15 protein-coding genes are annotated in these 19097 nt (G+C 60.9%); 11 read left to right on the forward strand and 4 right to left on the reverse strand.

Translation table 11 applies throughout. The features are described 5' to 3' along the window. Nucleotides 1-35 precede the first annotated feature (35 nt). On the forward strand, nt 36-509 hold the full coding sequence (gene bfr / locus ACF8E5_RS16865) for a bacterioferritin (protein ID WP_058605176.1): 474 nt from the start codon (nt 36-38) through the stop codon (nt 507-509). A gap of 53 nt (nt 510-562) precedes the next feature. On the opposite strand, the gene grxD is transcribed toward bfr, so the two are convergent. Both grxD and ACF8E5_RS16875 read right to left on the reverse strand, forming a co-directional pair. Next, nucleotides 563-898 (reverse strand): Grx4 family monothiol glutaredoxin, encoded by a 336-nt coding sequence (grxD, locus tag ACF8E5_RS16870; protein WP_023535214.1) that lies wholly within the window; start codon nt 896-898, stop codon nt 563-565. 91 nt (nt 899-989) lie between these two features. After that, complete coding sequence (locus ACF8E5_RS16875) at nt 990-3098, reverse strand: molybdopterin-dependent oxidoreductase (protein WP_392475563.1); 2109 nt, start codon at nt 3096-3098, stop codon at nt 990-992. 369 nt (nt 3099-3467) lie between these two features. Between ACF8E5_RS16875 and argF the strand changes: the two genes are divergently transcribed. Both argF and ACF8E5_RS16885 read left to right on the forward strand, forming a co-directional pair. Beyond that, the gene (argF, locus tag ACF8E5_RS16880) at nt 3468-4388 is read left to right on the forward strand and encodes an ornithine carbamoyltransferase (protein WP_058605178.1); all 921 of its coding nucleotides are present in this window, start codon (nt 3468-3470) and stop codon (nt 4386-4388) included. Then, nucleotides 4385-5494 carry an ABC transporter ATP-binding protein gene (locus ACF8E5_RS16885; RefSeq protein ID WP_058605179.1) on the forward strand — a complete coding sequence of 370 codons (1110 nt, stop codon included), beginning with the start codon at nt 4385-4387 and terminating at the stop codon, nt 5492-5494. Before argF ends, ACF8E5_RS16885 begins: the two co-directional genes overlap by 4 nt. Nucleotides 5495-5568: 74 nt before the next feature. Here the strand turns inward: ACF8E5_RS16885 and ybaK are convergent, their stop codons facing one another. Next, nucleotides 5569-6039, reverse strand: a complete 471-nt coding sequence (ybaK, locus tag ACF8E5_RS16890; RefSeq protein ID WP_058605180.1) for a Cys-tRNA(Pro) deacylase — start codon at nt 6037-6039, stop codon at nt 5569-5571. A gap of 298 nt (nt 6040-6337) precedes the next feature. Here ybaK and ACF8E5_RS16895 point away from each other — a divergent pair, with 298 nt between their 5' ends. The 4 genes from ACF8E5_RS16895 (at nt 6338) to glpD (ending at nt 11354) form a co-directional block, all read left to right on the forward strand. Further along, complete coding sequence (locus ACF8E5_RS16895; RefSeq protein ID WP_058639698.1) at nt 6338-7189, forward strand: MIP/aquaporin family protein; 852 nt, start codon at nt 6338-6340, stop codon at nt 7187-7189. A gap of 48 nt (nt 7190-7237) precedes the next feature. Continuing rightward, entirely contained in the window at nt 7238-8737 is a 1500-nt protein-coding gene (glpK, locus tag ACF8E5_RS16900) for a glycerol kinase GlpK (RefSeq protein WP_058639697.1), read from the forward strand. A 128-nt stretch (nt 8738-8865) separates the two neighbouring features. After that, nucleotides 8866-9621, forward strand: coding sequence for a DeoR/GlpR family transcriptional regulator (locus tag ACF8E5_RS16905; protein WP_058639696.1), 756 nt, complete (start codon nt 8866-8868; stop codon nt 9619-9621). Nucleotides 9622-9824: 203 nt separating this feature from the next. Next, on the forward strand, nt 9825-11354 hold the full coding sequence (glpD, locus tag ACF8E5_RS16910; protein ID WP_392475564.1) for a glycerol-3-phosphate dehydrogenase: 1530 nt from the start codon (nt 9825-9827) through the stop codon (nt 11352-11354). 28 nt (nt 11355-11382) lie between these two features. Here the strand turns inward: glpD and ACF8E5_RS16915 are convergent, their stop codons facing one another. Beyond that, nucleotides 11383-15453: an NEL-type E3 ubiquitin ligase domain-containing protein gene (locus ACF8E5_RS16915; protein ID WP_392475565.1), complete on the reverse strand. Its 4071-nt coding sequence runs from the start codon at nt 15451-15453 to the stop codon at nt 11383-11385. A 370-nt stretch (nt 15454-15823) separates the two neighbouring features. Here ACF8E5_RS16915 and ACF8E5_RS16920 point away from each other — a divergent pair, with 370 nt between their 5' ends. The 4 genes from ACF8E5_RS16920 (at nt 15824) to ACF8E5_RS16935 (ending at nt 19033) form a co-directional block, all read left to right on the forward strand. Then, nucleotides 15824-16741 (forward strand): glutamate/aspartate ABC transporter substrate-binding protein, encoded by a 918-nt coding sequence (locus ACF8E5_RS16920; protein WP_058639693.1) that lies wholly within the window; start codon nt 15824-15826, stop codon nt 16739-16741. Between the two features lie 142 nt (nt 16742-16883). Continuing rightward, on the forward strand, nt 16884-17630 hold the full coding sequence (locus ACF8E5_RS16925; protein WP_058605186.1) for an amino acid ABC transporter permease: 747 nt from the start codon (nt 16884-16886) through the stop codon (nt 17628-17630). Further along, nucleotides 17631-18302, forward strand: a complete 672-nt coding sequence (locus ACF8E5_RS16930) for an amino acid ABC transporter permease (protein WP_023535230.1) — start codon at nt 17631-17633, stop codon at nt 18300-18302. Further along, nucleotides 18299-19033 carry an amino acid ABC transporter ATP-binding protein gene (locus ACF8E5_RS16935; protein WP_058605188.1) on the forward strand — a complete coding sequence of 245 codons (735 nt, stop codon included), beginning with the start codon at nt 18299-18301 and terminating at the stop codon, nt 19031-19033. The genes ACF8E5_RS16930 and ACF8E5_RS16935 overlap by 4 nt, the downstream gene beginning before the upstream one ends. The last annotated feature ends 64 nt before the right edge of the window (nt 19034-19097 follow it).

Consider the following 19097-nt stretch of genomic DNA (forward strand, 5'->3'; position numbering starts at 1 on the left):
CTGTATTGGCACACTTCGACAGGGCAGGAACCCCAATGAAAGGCGACATCAGCGTCATCCAGCATCTCAACAAGATCCTCGGAAACGAGCTGGTCGCAATCAACCAGTATTTCCTGCATGCGCGCATGTACGAAGATTGGGGCCTGAACAAACTCGGCAAGCACGAGTACAAAGAATCGATCGACGAAATGAAGCACGCTGACAAACTGATCAAGCGTATTCTGTTTCTCGAAGGTATTCCCAATGTTCAGGACCTGGGCAAGCTGCTGATCGGCGAGCACACCAAGGAGATGCTCGAATGCGACCTGCGCATCGAGCAGAAAGGCCTGATCGACCTGAAGGCGGCCATTGCCCACTGCGAAACAGCAGGTGACTTTGGTTCGCGTGACGTCCTGGAAGATATCCTGGAGTCCGAAGAAGAGCATATCGACTGGTTGGAAACCCAGCTGGGCTTGATCGACAAGATCGGTATCGAAAATTACCTGCAGTCGCAGATGGGCGAAGAATAAGACGCCCAACACAAAAAAACCCGCCAATGGCGGGTTTTTTTATAAGCGCATTTTTACGCTTCGGCAGCCTTCGCCTTGGCAGCGGCATCCTTGATCAGGGTCTGCAGCTCACCCTTTTCGAACATTTCCAGCACGATGTCGCTACCGCCGACCAGCTCACCACCGACCCACAGCTGGGGGAAGGTTGGCCAGTTGGCATATTTGGGCAGGTTGGCGCGAATTTCCGGGTTCTGCAGGATGTCGACGTAGGCGAACTTCTCGCCGCAACCCATCACTGCCTGGGAGGCACGGGCCGAAAAGCCGCACTGCGGCGCATTCGGCGAGCCCTTCATGTAAAGCAGAATGGTGTTGTTGGCAATCTGCTCTTTGATCGTTTCGATGATATCCATGTAGCACCTCGGCTTGACTTTCCGACACGGGCGTCGGCACGGTGACGCATTGTAACGGAAAGCCGAGCTGCATGCTCGGCCTTGCCAAAGCTCAAGCGGCTTCCACGTGCACTGGAACGCCATTGAGCGCAGCATTGCCGCAGACCGAGTCGCGCAGCAGCTCGTCAGTGAGATCGTTGGCGCTGACGCCGGGCTGTGCCTGGGCGGTCTGAAGGCGCACACCGTAACGACCATGCCCGAAGCCATGGGGCAGGCTTATCACCCCTGGCATCATGCTTTCGCACGCCTGTACCTGCACCTGCACCGCCCCTGCTCGCGAGCTGACCCTGACCTGCTGGCCATCCTGCAGTTGGCGCTGGCGCAGGTCATCGGGGTGCATCAACAAGTGATGGCGCGGTTTCCCTTTGACCAGCCTGTGATAGTTGTGCATCCAGGAGTTGTTGCTGCGTACGTGACGCCGCCCTATGAGCAGCAGTTGCCCGGTTTCTGGCGGCGCCTGCCGGGCCAGGCGCTGCAGGTCATCGAGCAGCACACGCGGCGCTGCCTCGACGGTTTTGCTCGCCGTGCCCAGGCGATGGGCAAGGTTGGCCTGCAAGGGGCCCAGGTCCAACCCATGAGGGTGTGCATCGAGGGTTTCGAGTGACAGCTGCCAGGGCGTCGCCTGTCCATAACGCCCACCGCGCAAGGCTTTGTCGATCATCTGCGCTGGCGCTACGGTCGGCGGCAGCTCACGTCCGGCACGGCGCGCATACGCCTTGGCCAGGCCGACGAAGATTTCCCAGTCGTGCAGGGCGCCCTCGGGCCTGGGCAGAATCGCTCGGTTGAACCGGCTCACATTGCGGACCGCCAGCAGGTTGAAGGTGGTGTCGTAGTGATCGTTTTCCAGGGCTGAAGTCGATGGCAGGATCAGATCGGCATGGCGCGTGGTTTCGTTGATGTACAGGTCGATACTGAGCATGAAGTCGAGCGCCGACAGTGCCCTGTCCAATTGCCGCCCGTTGGGCGTCGACAGTACGGGATTGCCCGCGACCGTGACCAGGGCGCGGACCTGCCCCTCACCCGGGGTCAGCATCTCCTCGGCAAGCGCCGCCACCGGCAGTTCTCCGGCGTACTCTGGCAGGCCCGAGACCCGACTCTGCCAGGCGTTGAAGTGGCCACCCGAAGTGCTCGCCACCACGTCCACCGCAGGTTCGGTACACAGTGCCCCGCCCTTGCGATCAAGGTTACCGGTGACCAGGTTGATCAGTTGCACCAGCCAGTGACAGAGCGTGCCGAACACTTGGGTCGATACCCCCATACGCCCGTAACACACCGCCTTGTCGGCGGCGGCGAAATCACGCGCCAACTGGCGAATGGCCTGCGCCGAGATGCCGCACAGGCCGCTCATGTCCTCGGCCGTCATGGGAGCCAGGGCGGCGCGGACATCGGCCAGCCCGGTAATCGGCAGATGCGAGCCGCGTGTCAGGCCCTCCTCGAACAGGGTATTGAGCAGCCCGCACAACAAGGCCGCGTCGCCGCCCGGCCGAATGAATAAATGGTTGTCTGCGATGACCGCAGTTTCAGTGCGCCGCGGATCGATCACCACCAGACGTCCGCCCCTGGCCTGCAAGGCCTTGAGGCGTTTCTCCACATCCGGGACCGTCATGATGCTGCCATTCGAGGCCACGGGGTTGCCGCCCAGTACCAGCATGAAATCGGTGTGGTCGATGTCCGGAATCGGCAGGAGCAGCCCATGGCCATACATCAGGTGGCTGACCAGGTGCTGGGGCAGTTGGTCCACAGATGTGGCGGAATAGCGATTGCGGGTCTTCAACAGCCCTAAAAAGTAGTTGCCATGGGTCATCAACCCATAGTTGTGCACACTCGGGTTGCCTTGATACACGGCAACCGCATTATTGCCGTGGGCCTGCTGCACGCGCCAAAGGCGCTCGGCGGCCAGCTCAAATGCCTCCTCCCAGCCAATCGCCTGCCACTGGTCGCCCACGCGCCGGTGGGGTTGGCGCAGCCGGTCAGGATCATTCTGGATATCCTGCAGTGCCACCGCCTTGGGGCAGACATGGCCGCGGCTGAAGGGGTCCTGAGGATCGCCTTTGATGGACTCGATCCGGGCAGGTTCGCCAGGCGAGTGGCTCAGCACGATGTTCAAACCACAAATGGCTTCACACAGGTGGCAAGCACGGTGGTGCAGGGTACGGGTCATGGCCGCATGCCTCATTGTCTTGATGGCTCGACTATGAACTCAGCCTTGTACAGGAGCCAGCGTGCTTCGCGGTGTGAATTGGTCTTTATCACTCATACAGCAGGCCCTGCCCGTTTGCCAATGTGCCCTCAAGCCGTGTACAAACAGCCGTAGCAAATAAAACACAGCGATACAGTGCCCTGCGAAACCCCTTGCAACATCGCCGGGGGTGCCAAGCGGTTTCACCCCTTGGTTTCAGGCGACATTTAATTATAGTATTGCGCCTTTCCCTATTCGTCCGCCCCGTGCGGCTTACGCCGCAGGTCACCGCCGTTGTCAAAAAAAACCGCACGGTCGGCCTGCATACTGTTGCAGATAAGGTAGTCAATCATGAGCGCTAGGCACTTTCTCTCCCTGCTGGACTTCACCACCGACGAATTGCTCGGGGTGATCCGCCGCGGCATCGAGCTGAAGGACCTGCGCAAGCGGGGCGTGCTGTTCGAGCCGCTGAAGAGCCGTGTGCTGGGCATGATCTTCGAAAAATCGTCGACCCGCACCCGCGTGTCGTTCGAAGCCGGGATGATTCAGCTTGGCGGCCAGGCCATTTTCCTGTCCCCGCGCGATACCCAACTGGGCCGGGGCGAGCCGATCGGCGACAGCGCCATCGTCCTGTCGAGCATGCTCGACGTGGTGATGATACGGACCCACGCCCACAGCACCCTGACTGACTTTGCCGCCAAGTCCCGCGTACCGGTGATCAACGCCCTGTCGGACGAGTCGCACCCCTGTCAGCTTCTGGCCGACATGCAGACGTTCCTCGAGCACCGTGGGGCAATCGAGGGCAAGACCGTCGCGTGGATCGGCGACGGCTTCAACATGTGCAACTCGTACATCGAAGCGGCCCGGCAATTCGGTTTCCAGCTGCGCATCGCCTGCCCCGAGGGATATGAGCCCGACCCACGGTTCCTGGCCATCGGCGCTGAGCACGTGCAGATCGTGCGCGATCCCCGTGAAGCGGTAAAAGGTGCTCACTTGGTGACCACCGACGTCTGGACTTCCATGGGCCAGGAGGAGGAAACTGCTCGTCGCCTGGCGCATTTCGCGCCGTACCAGGTCACCCGCGACATGCTCGACCTGGCAGCACCCGACGTCTTGTTCATGCATTGTCTGCCCGCCCACCGTGGCGAGGAAATCAGCCATGATCTGCTCGATGACCCCCGTTCGGTCGCCTGGGATCAAGCTGAGAACCGTCTGCATGCACAAAAGGCACTCCTGGAATTTCTTGTCGAACCGGCTTACCACCACGCATGAGTCAACCTCTACTGCTCAACCTGCGCAACCTTGCCTGCGGCTATGGCGACCAGCGCATCGTCCAGAACCTGAACCTGCATCTGAATGCAGGCGACATTGGCTGCCTGCTGGGCTCGTCCGGCTGCGGCAAGACCACGACCTTGCGAGCCATCGCAGGTTTCGAGCCGGTGCACGAAGGCGAAATCCAACTGGCCGGCAACGTCATTTCCAAGGCCGGTTTCACCCTGGCGCCGGAGAAGCGCCGCATCGGCATGGTGTTTCAGGACTATGCCCTGTTCCCCCATCTGACGGTGGCGCAGAACATCGCCTTCGGCATCGCCAAGCACCCGCGCCAGGCGGCGGTCATCGACGAGATGCTGGACCTGGTCAAGCTGGGTGGGCTTGGTGGCCGTTACCCTCACGAGCTGTCCGGCGGCCAGCAGCAGCGGGTGGCACTGGCACGGGCGTTGGCGCCAGAGCCGCAATTGCTGCTTCTGGACGAGCCGTTTTCCAACCTTGACGTGGAGCTTCGTCGCAGGCTCAGCCACGAGGTGCGGGATATCCTCAAGCAGCGCGGTACCAGCGCCATCCTGGTCACCCATGATCAGGAAGAAGCCTTCGCGGTCAGCGATCAGGTTGGGGTGTTCAAGGAAGGCCGGCTTGAGCAGTGGGATACACCCTACAACCTGTACCATGAACCGCAGACACCTTTCGTGGCCAGTTTCATCGGCCAGGGCTATTTTATCCGTGGCCAGATGACCAGTGTGGAAGCCGTCAGCACCGAGCTGGGCGAGCTACGAGGCAACCGCGCCTATCGCATGGCTGCCGGCAGCTCGGTGGATGTGTTGCTACGTCCGGATGACATCGTGCATGCCCCCGACAGCCCGTTGCGCGCAGTGATCGTGGGCAAGAGTTTTCTCGGCGCCTCGACCTTGTACCGCCTGCAACTCCCCACCGGCAGCCAGCTCGAAGCGATCTTCACCAGCCATGTGGATCGTCAGCCAGGAGAAGAGGTGGGCATCGCAGTAAAAGCCGATCACTTGGTGGTGTTTCCGGTGCCAGGCAGCATTGCAACCCAGACGGTGCAGCAGGCAACAGGCGTTCGTCGCCACAGTGGGCCGAACTGACGCCAGGCCCGGGCTACGTCTTGAGCGGGCCCGCTACCGGCTCAACCCGAGCAGGTAGCAAGGATGAATGGGCATCACGTTCTGCCAATACTGGCAAAGGTGGCCTGGGTATGCTCGGCCAGGGTCGTTGCCGCCAGTTCCACCTCCAGCCCACGTCGTCCGGCGCTCACATGGATAGTCGCAAAACGCTGCGCCGCCTCGTCGATGAAGGTGCGCAGACGTTTCTTTTGCCCTAGCGGGCTGATCCCACCTACCAGATAGCCTGTTGCCCGCTGCGCCTTGACAGGGTCGGCCATCTCGCACTTTTTCACCCCCGCCGCATGCGCCAAGGCCTTGAGATCAAGGGTACCCACCACAGGCACCACCGCTACCAGCAACTCCCCTTTCTCGCTACAAGCCAGCAGCGTCTTGAATACCTGCTGCGGGTCCAGGCCGAGCTTATCTGCAGCTTCCAGTCCATAGGACGCTGTCTTGGGATCATGCTCGTAGCTGTGAACGTGATAGTGCGCGTGATGCTTTTTCAGCAGGTCCAGAGCGGGCGTCATACGAAGTTCCGGTGTAAGACAGATCGGCAGCTACTTTAGGTCAATTCCCACATTCCAGCCAAGAAGCCCGTGCGCCCCGCTCTACGATGGGGCATCACGCTGGTGGCCGTTGCCCAAAACGTGACTGACCGTTCACTTTCGACCTTTGACATCAGCGTTTCTTGTCTATATTTTTTCGTTTCTGAATGCCGGGGGTGCACCTTCACGGTGCACCTCATATCCGCCCAGGACCATCCGGAAGGTCCGGGCCTTGCTGTCGAGCCCCGCGCGACTCACAACAAAAACAACGAGGTCATACATGACAATTGCCCAAGGCCAACCCACGCTGTCCAGTCAGTGCCTGGCCGAATTCCTCGGTACTGCGCTGCTGATCTTCTTCGGTACCGGCTGCGTCGCCGCGCTCAAAGTCGCAGGCGCAAGCTTCGGACTCTGGGAAATCAGCATCATTTGGGGGGTGGGAGTCAGCATGAGCATCTACCTCACCGCCGGGATCTCCGGTGCACACCTGAACCCTGCCGTCAGCATCGCGCTGACCCTGTTCGCCGGCTTCGAGCGGCGCAAGCTGCCTTTCTACATGCTTGCCCAAGTGTGTGGTGCCTTCTGCGGCGCGGCGCTGGTCTACACCCTCTATAGCAGCCTGTTCTTCGATTTCGAACAAGCGCACGCCATGCTGCGCGGTAGTGAATCCAGCCTGGACCTGGCAGCGGTTTTCTCGACCTATCCCCATCCTTCCTTGTCTACGGCGCAAGCGCTGCTGGTGGAGGTGGTGATCACGGCGATCCTCATGGCCGTCATCATGGCCCTGACCGACGATAACAACGGCCTACCCCGCGGCCCGATGGCGCCGCTGCTGATCGGCCTGCTGATCGCGGTGATTGGCAGTGCCATGGGGCCCTTGACCGGCTTTGCCATGAACCCGGCACGCGACCTGGGCCCGAAAATCATGACGTTCCTGGCAGGCTGGGGCGAAATCGCCTTTACCGGCGGCCGAGATGTGCCTTACTTCCTGGTGCCGATATTCGGCCCTATCATCGGCGCCTGCCTGGGTGCTGCCACCTATCGTGGCTTGATTGCCCGCAATTTGCCCGCAGCTCCAACGTCCACGCCTGCGGCAAGCGATGGTCGCCAAGGCGATACGCAAGTCAACTGAGCACGGCAGACAGACCCGCCACGACCCCTATTTTGCAAGGCCAACACCATGACAGACACTCAGGACAAGCAGTACATCATCGCCCTGGACCAGGGCACCACCAGTTCGCGTGCGATCATCTTCGACCGCGACGCCAATGTGGTCGGCACCTCCCAGCGTGAGTTCGTCCAGCATTATCCGCAGGCAGGTTGGGTCGAGCACGACCCCATGGAAATCTTCGCCACCCAGAGTGCGACCATGGTCGAAGCACTGGCCCAAGCTGGCATCAGCCATGCCCAGGTCGCGGCCCTGGGCATCACCAACCAGCGCGAAACGACCGTCGTCTGGGACAAGGAAACCGGCCGCCCGGTATACAACGCCATCGTCTGGCAATGCCGGCGCAGCACCGAAATCTGCGCCCAGCTCAAGCGCGACGGCTTTGAGGACTACATTCGTGAAACCACGGGTCTGGTCACCGACCCGTACTTTTCCGGTACCAAGCTCAAGTGGATCCTGGACAATGTCGACGGCGCCCGGGAACGCGCCGAGCGTGGCGAGCTGCTGTTCGGCACCGTCGATACCTGGCTGATCTGGAAGTTTTCCGGCGGCAAGGTGCATGTCACCGACTACACCAACGCCTCGCGAACCCTCATGTTCAACATCCACACGCTGCAGTGGGATGAAAAGCTGCTCGACATCCTGGGCATCCCTGCGCAAATGCTGCCAGAGGTGCGCTCCTCTTCCGAGGTCTATGGGCATACCAAAAGTGGCATCGCCATCGCCGGCATCGCCGGGGACCAGCAATCGGCCCTGTTCGGGCAGATGTGCGTGGAACCGGGGCAGGCGAAGAACACCTATGGCACTGGTTGTTTCCTGCTGATGAACACGGGCGACAAGGCCGTCACTTCCTCCCATGGCCTGTTGACCACCATCGCCTGTGGCCCGCGCGGTGAAGTGGCCTATGCCCTGGAGGGGGCCGTGTTCAACGGCGGCTCGACGGTCCAGTGGCTGCGCGATGAACTGAAGATCGTCAATGACGCGTTGGATACCGAGTACTTCGCCAGCAAGGTCAAGGACAGCAATGGCGTCTACCTGGTGCCTGCCTTTACCGGCCTTGGCGCCCCCTACTGGGACCCTTATGCCCGCGGCGCGCTGTTTGGCCTGACCCGCGGCGTCAAGGTGGATCACATCATCCGCGCAGCACTGGAGTCCATCGCCTACCAGACCCGCGACGTGCTCGATGCAATGCAGCAGGACTGCGGCCAACGCCTGTCCGAACTGCGGGTTGACGGCGGCGCGGTGGCCAACAACTTCCTGATGCAGTTCCAGGCCGATATCCTCGGCACGTGCGTCGAGCGCCCCAAGATGCGCGAGACCACGGCGCTGGGTGCAGCCTACCTGGCGGGCCTGGCTTGCGGTTTCTGGAGCAGCCTGGACGAATTGCGCAACAAGGCGATCATCGAGCGGGAGTTCAGCCCGCAACTGGATGAAGCGCAGAAAGAGAAGTTGTACGGTGGCTGGAAAAAAGCCGTCGATCGCACCCGCGATTGGGAAGAACACGACGCCTGATCACCGTAGGCAACGGCGCAGTCCGCTCCATGGCCTGCGCCGGATCCACCCTTCGGACGCCACGCTGGTCGTCATCCCCGTCCTACGGCATCATTGCAGCATTTGTCAGGCTGCTCCGAAGGACGTCCATGAATTTGCCTCCACGCCAACAACAAATCCTCGAACTGGTCCGCGACCGCGGCTACGTCAGTATCGAGGAAATGGCGCAGCTGTTCGTCGTTACCCCGCAAACGATCCGCCGCGACATCAATCAACTGGCAGAGCTCGACCTGTTGCGCCGTTACCACGGGGGCGCAGCCTACGATTCAAGCGTCGAGAACACGGCGTATGCCATGCGCGCCGACCAGATGCGTGATGAAAAGCAGCGCATCGCCGAGGCTGTCGCTCGGCAGGTGCCCGATCATGCCTCACTGTTCATCAATATCGGCACCACCACCGAATCCATCGCGCGTGCCTTGCTCAACCACAGCCAACTGAAGGTCATCACCAACAACCTGCACGTCGCCTCCATCCTGGCGGCCAAGGATGACTTCGAGGTCCTGGTGGCGGGCGGTACCGTGCGCCGTGACGGCGGCGTCGTAGGCCAGGCCAGTGTCGACTTCATCAATCAGTTCAAGGTCGATTACGCCCTGGTCGGTATCAGCGGCATCGATGAAGACGGGAGCCTGCTGGATTTCGACTATCAGGAAGTGCGCGTATCCCAGGCGATCATTGCCAATGCTCGGCAGGTGATCCTGGCAGCGGACTCCAGCAAGTTCGGGCGCAATGCCATGGTGCGCCTGGGCGCCATCAGCCTGGTCGACTGCCTGGTGACCGATCAGACCCCAACCCCTGCCCTGGTCCAACTGCTCAATGAACACAAGGTGCGTGTCGAAGTGGTTTAGGTTGTCTCTACAGGCGCTGCAACCGTGGGTGCGGCACAAGCCCGCGCCCCTACGGGCTTTTTTCGTTAATGTTCATTTGCTTGTCACCTGATCAGTATTTTCTATGAATACGGACTGGCGAGTCGCGTTCGCTTGCGCTAGTATTTTCGGAAACGAACATAAATGTTCACTTTCGATACAAATTGCTCCAGGAGACCTCCCCTGTGTCCCAGCCCGATTCGACCAGCGCTCCCGTCGCCGATTGCTATGACCTGGTGGTGATAGGCGGTGGCATCAACGGTGTGGGCATCGCCGCCGACGCTGCCGGCCGCGGCCTGAAAGTCTTTCTGTGTGAAAAGGACGACCTGGCCCGGCACACCTCATCAGCCAGCAGCAAGCTGATTCACGGTGGTCTGCGCTACCTTGAGCATTACGAGTTTCGTCTGGTACGTGAGGCCCTGGCCGAACGCGAAGTCCTGTTGGCCAAGGCACCGCACATTGTTAAGCCCATGCGCTTCGTGCTGCCCCACCGCCCCCATCTGCGCCCTGCCTGGATGATCCGTGCTGGCCTGTTCCTGTACGACCACCTGGGCAAGCGCAAGCGCCTGGGCGCCTCGCGCAGCCTGCGATTTGGCGCGGGCTCCGCGCTCAAGCCGGCCATCACCCGCGGTTTCGAATATGCCGACTGCTGGGTTGACGACGCTCGCCTGGTGGTCCTCAACGCCATGGCCGCCCGTGAACATGGCGCGCATATTCACACCCAGACACTGTGCCTGGGCGCCAGGCGTGTCGGCGCCATCTGGGAAGTGGATGTGCAGCACGCCGACGGCAGCACCCGGATGGTGCGGGCCAAAGGGCTGGTGAACGCCGCCGGCCCATGGGTTGCGCAGTTCATCAAGAACGACCTGAAACTGGACGCTCCTTACGGCATTCGCCTGATTCAGGGGAGTCACCTGATCGTCCCCCGGCTGTATGAAGGCGAGCACGCTTACATTTTGCAGAACGAAGACCAGCGCATCGTTTTCTGCATCCCGTATCTTGATCGTTTTACGCTGATCGGCACCACTGACAGTGAATACACAGGCGACCCTGCCAAGGTAGCGATCACCGATCAGGAAACCGACTATCTGCTGAAGGTGGTCAACGCCCACTTCAATCACCAGCTGCAGCGCAGTGACATCTTCAGCACCTATGCAGGCGTTCGCCCCCTGTGCAATGACGAGTCGGACAACCCGTCGGCCGTTACCCGTGACTACACCTTGGCACTGTCCGCCGCCCACGGTGAAGCCCCCCTGCTCTCGGTCTTCGGTGGCAAGCTCACCACTTACCGCAAGCTGGCCGAATCGGCCATGGCCGAACTCAAGCCATTCTTCAGCCAGATGGGCGGCAGTTGGACGGCCGAAGCAACCCTGCCGGGCGGCGAGGACATGACCACGCCCCAGGCACTTGAAGAAGCCTTGCTTGCTCGGCATACCTGGCTCGCCCCGGCCATTGCCCAGCGCTGGGCACGCACCTATGGCAGCCGCGTCTGGACACTGTTGGCAGGCGTCGAAGGCCCGCAGGACCTGGGTCAGGCCATTGGTGCGGGGCTCTTTGCCCGCGAGGTGGATTACCTGTGCGAGCATGAGTGGGCAACCTGCCTTGAAGATATCCTGTGGCGTCGTACCAAGCTTGGGCTGTTTACCACGGAGGCGGAACAGAACACCCTCGCCCAGTACCTGAAAAAGGCAACGCAGCGCAGCCACGCCGCCTGACCCAGGTGCGCCGCCTGTCAGCCCATGCTCACAGGCGGTTGTAGGCCTCAATGGCGAGCTCATGGTAAAGCGCCTGCTCCTGGGCATCGAGTTCAGCCTTCAAGGCAGCAGCTTGCTGTAGATAGACCTGCTCCCCGTGCTCGCCGGCGGTGCGCTCGGCGGCCTCGAGCCGTTCGTGAAACGGTGCCGCCAGCGCCTCGAAACGTTCGCGATAATAGCTGCGCACAAACGACTGCCAGAACTCGCGTTGCGCCAGCGCTGCTGCCAGCACATCCAGACTTTCACCCGCCAGTACCCGGTCTCCGGCCAGCCTGACCTGCCGACTGATGACGTCGCTGAATTCCGGGTAGTTCATGTAGCTCGGCTGAGCCGGCAACCCCAAGCGACTCGCCAGATTGACCCGATAAGCCAGGTACACTTCGATGTCATCCACCATCGCATAGGGATCGCGTCGCATTTGCTCGATGTGCCGAGCGGCAATACTGTCCACCTGGTCCAGGCGGTACAGCGAACGGCCAAGTCGCAAGAGTTCGCGCTCAGTCTGCCCGGCACTCGTCCCAGCCGTATGCATGGCGATATGCGCCCTCACCTCCAGTTGACTGAGCAGCAGCAACAGACGGTCATCGCAGGTTTGCGGACCTTGGGTCTGCAAGTAGACCGATTCGCGGACATCCGTACTTTCAGCACACAACTCCAGGATGTGCCATATACGTGCGCGGTAGTACTGCGGCCGTTCGTCAAAATCGTCAGACTCGGCAAAGTCGGCGAGGAACCGGAACAGATCGGCCGACCCCTCATCGTCGAGCAAGGCGCTCCAGATGCGTTCATACCGATGGCGTATCTCTGGCTTGGCCGGCCCAATCCAGCTGTCTCGCAGTTCGTTGTCAACGGACACTCGGGCATGGTGGCGTGGGGCGCGTGAGCCCTCGTTTGCAGTGGCGAGTGCTTGCTGACTGGCTTCGTCCAACGGATTGTCGTGCAGGGACAGTTGCTGGATGCGGTCTCCAAGCGCGCGCAGGTGCTCGTTGACCTCACGAATCTGGTTTTCACGGATGTCCATCAGGCCGCGCCACAGCACTTGATGGGGCTGCGGGGGGTTCAACAGGCCCGTGTTGCGCAGTGAAATCGCACGCAGATGACGCAGGGCAGACAGGTTCGGTACGCGGCCGATCGGATTACCGCTCAAGCTGATGTGTTCAAGGTGGGTCAGCCCGGTCAGCACCGTGTCACTGTCGGGTTGCAGTACGATCCGATTGTCATCAAGGCGCAGTGTGCGCAACTGCCCCAGACCGCTGAGTCCTGTAGGCAGCTGCGTCAACTGGTTGCCGCGCAAATCGAGCACCTGCAAGTGCGGGAAGCGTCTGAGAAAGGCATCGCTGACATAGGTAAGCGCCAGGTTGCGCAAGGCCAGTTGCCGCACGTGATTGAAATCGATGTCACCAGGCAGGTCAGGTAGCGTGCCTACCTGCTCGCCCTCTAGACGCAGCACATACTCATCATTCTCGGACGCGACCGTCTTGCGTCGCCAAGCGCGACGAATGTGGGTGGCCACCCTGCGTCGGCGGCGCCGATCAATGAAGCCATTGCCCTGGCGCTCCCAGGAGGCGAGGGACTGACGCAGACGTTCCAGTCGCCCTTCGAGATCGCTCAGGTGGTCCCAAAGGTTCACGTCGCGCTCGATCAATTGCGCCAGATAAGCGTCCATCTGGTCATCGGTCAGTGTCGGGTAAATGCGGCGTATGCCCCGACGCAGTGCTTGCCGACTGCTCTCGCCCCGCCCGCTGAGGGGATAACCGACACGGCCATCCTGGAGTCGGCGAGGCGGATTGAAGCGACCACCCAGCGCCGTCATCCCCAGCGACTGGGCCGTCTTCCCACGGTCGGCAGCCGCCCTATGCAGCAGATCTGCCCCTAATTCGGCTGTCGTAACCGATGGGCCGCCGAAAGCGGTTTTCTGGGTTTCATCCAGGGTCTGCAGCAGGCATGCCAGCAGCCCTTGGTCCCGGGCCTGGATAGGATGTGCTTGCAACTGATATCCCCCGATGGTCTGCACGATCACCTCGGTGCGCTGTGCATCAGCCGGGCCGTGTGAGACCACTAGCTGGCCCTGAGCCTCCCCCAAACGCACCTCGATACGTGTTGACACGGGCCATGGCGATGTTTCATCGATCAGCGCCAGTGCCAGGCGCAGTGTGTCCAGGTTGGCGGCATGCTCATGCTCGAGCCCCAACAACGCGCGATCGATGCGGCTTTCACGCAAAGCCCAACGCGCTCGCTCAGCAAGCGGCAGGGGTACCTTGCCGCTCATCAGCGTCGCCAGTTGTTCGGTGGTGGCGCACTCCACGATTTCTTGCGCCAGTGGCACTGACAGGCCGGTGAAGTCGCGAGTGAGCGTATCCACGCCAACGCCTGGCTCGCCCACTGAAAGTGCCAGCGCTTGCTCGACCAACAGCTCGGAGGTCGGCCCTTGGCTATGCAGCAGGTGCCGTGCCTGCGCTTCCCTGAGCCGTGCTGGCGCCGGCTCCTCGTGTAAACGCAAGCTGCGCAAGTGTTCAGGCGACAGACCCGTGACCTGCATCAGCACGTCGGCATCCAGGTTGGATACCTGCTCAAGATCGGCGCCAAAACTGCGCATCAATTCACCCGGATGCTCCAGGCTGTGGGCCGACGCCGGCATCTTTTTCAGACGCAACCCCCTGTTGGCCACCCTCACCGGCGTGAGGCCGTCGACCAAACCGATGCGCTCTAGCGCGCCGCCGATCGTAGACTGCGCAGCCCCAAGCACTGCGCCCGTGGCCACGACCTGCGCCACATTGAACACATGGGCCAGCGCTTGCTGCCTGTCGCCTATCTGCCAAGCCTCGTAACCGTCGTAGACTTCGCGCGCGACGTCTACGGCTGCCGCTACGAACAAAACTTCGCCCAAGCCGGGAACGAACTGCGCGGCCAGGGTGAGCGCATCGAGCCCTGCCCCTTTCAAGGCGTCGATGCGCTCGTGCCGCTCAAGTTGAGTCAAATCGCCCGTAGGGACGGCCAGCACCCGGGCATCGTCGATCATTGTATTGAGCAAGCGTTTACGCAGGCAGGCAAAGACAGAGCCTTTTATTGCGAAATGGCGACCATCGATGGCGAGCGGTGTAGATCCACCAGAGGATTTGTTCAATTGCGCCAACTGGGCCAGGAACGCAGGCTGCTCGCGCTGGGCGATCAAGCTGACGAAATACCGTCTATATTGACGCTCACGCAGCCGCTTGCCGAGGTGCTCGTAAAATCCAGCCCAGTCCGCATGCCGCCCGATGGGCTCGGCCGGGTCATCGGAAAACCAGCTTATCAAGCCGTGCATGGGCCCATTGGCCGCTGCGCGAAGCTCAATGACCAGGCAACGCTGAACGGGCTTGCCTAGGACAAATAGCTCGAACGGCTGGAACCCCTGAGTCACGGCCGGTACGGTCGGCTTCTGGGCTATCAGTGGCAGAAGTGCCAGGTAGTCTTGCTCGGTCAACTGCCCTTTGAGCCTGGCCATCCTGACTGCAACATCGAGTGCCGCACGTAGACGCTCCTCGAAAATCTGTTCTACCGCACGCTGCCCAAAATCGGCGGGTGCTGGGGGGCGCGCCTTGGGGAACAAGCACGTACGCAGCTGCTGCTGGTACTGCCCGCCCAGGTCCAGCTGCCGGCAGAGCCGAGCAAACGCTTCGAAGGAGAGCGGCAATACAGTGCCGTTTGCCTCTTGCAAGTGAGCGCGCCGGTGCAGGCCGGGAAAGGTCTCGCTTTCATGAAAGTTGTGCAGCGCGGCCACCAGCAGCGACTCTTTGCTGTAAAGCGCTCTCATGGGTGTCTGCAGTCGAGGCGCGGCACTGGGTATCGCAACTTTGTCATGCAGCACCACCTGGGCGGTGTCTACATTCACCTCACCCAAGCCCCTGGCTCGCAGCGCCTCCTGAAGTAATGGGCGGGCAAAGGTCTCTAGCCCAGGCAACGTTTTCAAACGCGCCCTGACCGCCTCGCTCGACAACTGTTCAAGATCGAGCGCCCGGTGGAATGTGCTCAGCAGGTCCGGATCAGCGCTGGTCAGCCAAGCCGGCAACGCCTTCGCCACACATGCATCAACGGAAAGATGAGGTAGTGCGTTATCTGCCACAAATCTTCCTCTGGTCTGGAAAATGGCGTAGCAGAACATCGGGCTGTCATGGGCAGGTGTTACATATGGCTGGGTACACAAGCATGAACACTCATTCGGATAACCGAACATGAAATTGAAGGTCATTCGAATTTCCGACTCTGTTGAAAAACTCGAATTAGTCGAACAAGGCTAACGCCCTCGCTTTCAGCGGGGCTAACATGCTTCACGGACCTTGGCACGACTTCTGCTCATATCCATCAACCGGATGCAACAGCTGCCGTATCCGTTGAACGAAAGAGTCCGCCAACGGCTCCATAAAAAAAACAAACACGTCGAGGAAAATTTGATGCGTATCGTTCGTCAATTGCTGGGCGCCGCCATCGCGGCTGCTGTAATCGCTTCGCCGGCCATGGCCGAAGAACTCACCGGCACCCTGAAGAAGATCAAGGATTCAGGCACCATCACCTTGGGCCACCGCGACTCCTCCATCCCGTTTTCCTACCTGGCCGGCAAGCCAGAGCCTGTAGGCTATTCCCACGACATCCAGCTGGCCGTCGTCGAGGCCCTGAAGAAGCAACTGGGTACCGACATCAAGGTCCGCTATAACCTGGTCACTTCCCAGACCCGCATCCCGCTGGTGCAGAACGGCACCGTCGACCTGGAGTGCGGCTCCACCACCAACAACGTCGAGCGTCAGCAGCAAGTCAGCTTCTCGGTGGGTATCTTCGAGGTTGGCACCCGTCTGCTGACCAAGGTCAAAGACGGTCAGCCGGCCTACAAGGACTTCGCAGACCTGGCTGGCAAGAACGTAGTGACTACCGCAGGCACGACCTCCGAGCGCATTCTCAAGGCCATGAACGCCGACAAGCAGATGAAGATGAACGTGATCTCCGCCAAGGACCACGGTGAAGCCTTCAACATGCTCGAGAGCGGCCGCGCCGTGGCCTTCATGATGGATGACGCGCTGCTGGCTGGCGAAATGGCCAAGGCTCGCAAGCCGTCGGACTGGGTCATCACCGGTACGCCGCAATCCTATGAAATCTACGGTTGCATGGTGCGCAAGGGTGATGAGCCCTTCAAGAAGGCCGTGGATGATGCGATCGTTGGCTACTTCAAGTCCGGTGAAGTCAACAAGAGCTACGACAAGTGGTTCCAGCAGCCAATCCCGCCAAAAGGCCTGAACCTGCAATTCCCGATGAGCGACGAGCTCAAGAAGCTGATCGCCGAGCCGACCGACAAGGCGGCAGACGAGAAGAAATCCTGACCCCCAGCCTGGAGCCTGCCGCGCTGCAAGGCGCGAATTAAACCGGCAGGCTCCCCGTTAGTGTCTAACCTTTCATCCGAGGGCAGTTTGCCCTCGGAAGCTGGAAGGTGCCCGTGAAACAATCGTCTGAGGGGAAATCCCGATGAATTACAACTGGGACTGGGGCGTATTCTTCAAGTCCACTGGCGTGGGCAGCGAAACCTATCTGGACTGGTACATCACCGGCCTGGGGTGGACCATCGCCATCGCCATTTCCGCCTGGATCATCGCCTTGCTGCTGGGGTCGATCCTGGGCGTGATGCGTACCGTGCCTAACCGGCTCGTTTCCGGTATCGCCACCGCTTACGTCGAGCTGTTCCGCAACGTGCCTTTGCTGGTGCAGCTGTTCATCTGGTACTTTCTGGTGCCGGACCTGCTGCCAGAGGGGCTGCAGGAATGGTTCAAGCAGGACTTGAACCCGACCACGTCGGCCTTGATCAGTGTGGTCGTGTGCCTGGGCCTGTTCACCGCCGCACGGGTGTGCGAGCAGGTTCGCACCGGCATCCAGGCCCTGCCACGTGGCCAGGAATCGGCAGCGCGGGCAATGGGCTTCAGCCTGTCGCAGATCTACACCAATGTGCTGCTACCACAGGCCTTCCGCATCATCATCCCGCCACTCACCTCCGAATTCTTGAACGTGTTCAAGAACTCCTCGGTGGCTTCGTTGATCGGCCTGATGGAACTGCTGGCGCAAACCAAGCAGACCGCCGAGTTCTCGGCCAACCTGTTTGAAGCGTTCACCTTGGCCACGTTGATCTACTTCACCCTCAACATGGGCCTGATGCTGCTCATGCGCGTCGTCGAAAAGAAAGTGGCGGTACCTGGCCTGATCTCTGTAGGGGGCAAGTAAATGGACCTGGATTTCAGCGAAATCATCCCCGCCCTGCCCGCCCTTTGGGATGGCATGGCCATGACCCTGCAACTGATGGTGATGGGCGTCATCGGCGGCATCGTGCTGGGCACCCTGCTGGCGCTGATGCGCCTGTCGTCGAATAAACTGCTGTCCAGGTTGGCCGGCGCCTACGTCAACTATTTCCGCTCGATCCCCTTGTTGCTGGTGATCACCTGGTTCTACCTGGCGGTGCCGTTCGTGCTGCGCTGGATCACCGGGCAGGACACGCCGGTGGGGGCCTTCACCTCCTGCGTGGTCGCCTTCATGATGTTCGAGGCGGCCTATTTCTGCGAAATCGTGCGTGCCGGTGTGCAATCGATCTCCAAGGGCCAGATGGGCGCGGCCCAGGCATTGGGCATGACTTATGGCCAGACCATGCGCCTGATCATCCTGCCCCAGGCCTTCCGCAAGATGACGCCCTTGCTGCTGCAGCAAAGCATCATCCTGTTCCAGGACACGTCCCTGGTCTACACGGTAGGCCTGGTCGACTTCCTCAACTCGGCACGCTCCAACGGCGACATCATCGGGCGCTCCCATGAGTTCCTGATCTTCGCCGGCGTCGTGTACTTCATTATCAGCTTCTCCGCTTCGTGGCTGGTCAAGCGCCTGCAAAAAAGGATCACCGTATGATTTCCATCAAGAACGTCAACAAGTGGTACGGGGACTTCCAGGTGCTGACCGACTGCAGCACCGAGGTCAAGAAAGGTGAGGTGGTGGTGGTGTGCGGGCCTTCGGGGTCGGGCAAGTCCACCCTGATCAAATGCGTGAACGCGCTGGAGCCTTTCCAGAAAGGTGACATCGTGGTCGACGGCACTTCGATCGCCGATTCCAAGACCAACCTGCCCAAACTGCGCTCGCGCGTGGGCATGGTCTTCCAGCATTTCGAGCTGTTCCCCCACCTGACCATCACCGAAAACCTGACCATTGCCCAGCGCAAGGTATTGGGCCGCAGTGAAGCCGAAGCCACCAAGAAGGGCCTGGCCCTGCTCGACCGCGTCGGCTTGAGTGCCCACGCCAAGAAGCACCCCGGGCAGTTGTCCGGCGGCCAGCAGCAACGGGTCGCCATTGCGCGAGCATTGTCCATGGACCCGATCGTCATGCTGTTCGACGAGCCCACCTCGGCCCTGGACCCGGAGATGGTCAACGAAGTGCTGGACGTGATGGTCGAGCTTGCCCACGAAGGCATGACCATGATGTGCGTGACCCACGAAATGGGCTTTGCCCGCAAAGTGGCCAACCGCGTGATATTCATGGACAAGGGGCACATCATCGAGGATTGCCAGAAGGAAGACTTCTTCGGCAACCCCGAAGGCCGTCACGAACGCACCCAGCACTTCCTGAGCAAGATCCTTCAGCACTGATCCTGCCTCATCGAGCCGCTCGGCCCCGCCGCCCTTCCGGGCAGCGGGCGCTGGCCGTGACGAG

It is taken from the genome of Pseudomonas sp. WSY_20, assembly GCF_043104335.1.
Classification (GTDB): Bacteria; Pseudomonadota; Gammaproteobacteria; order Pseudomonadales; family Pseudomonadaceae; genus Aquipseudomonas; species Aquipseudomonas parafulva_B.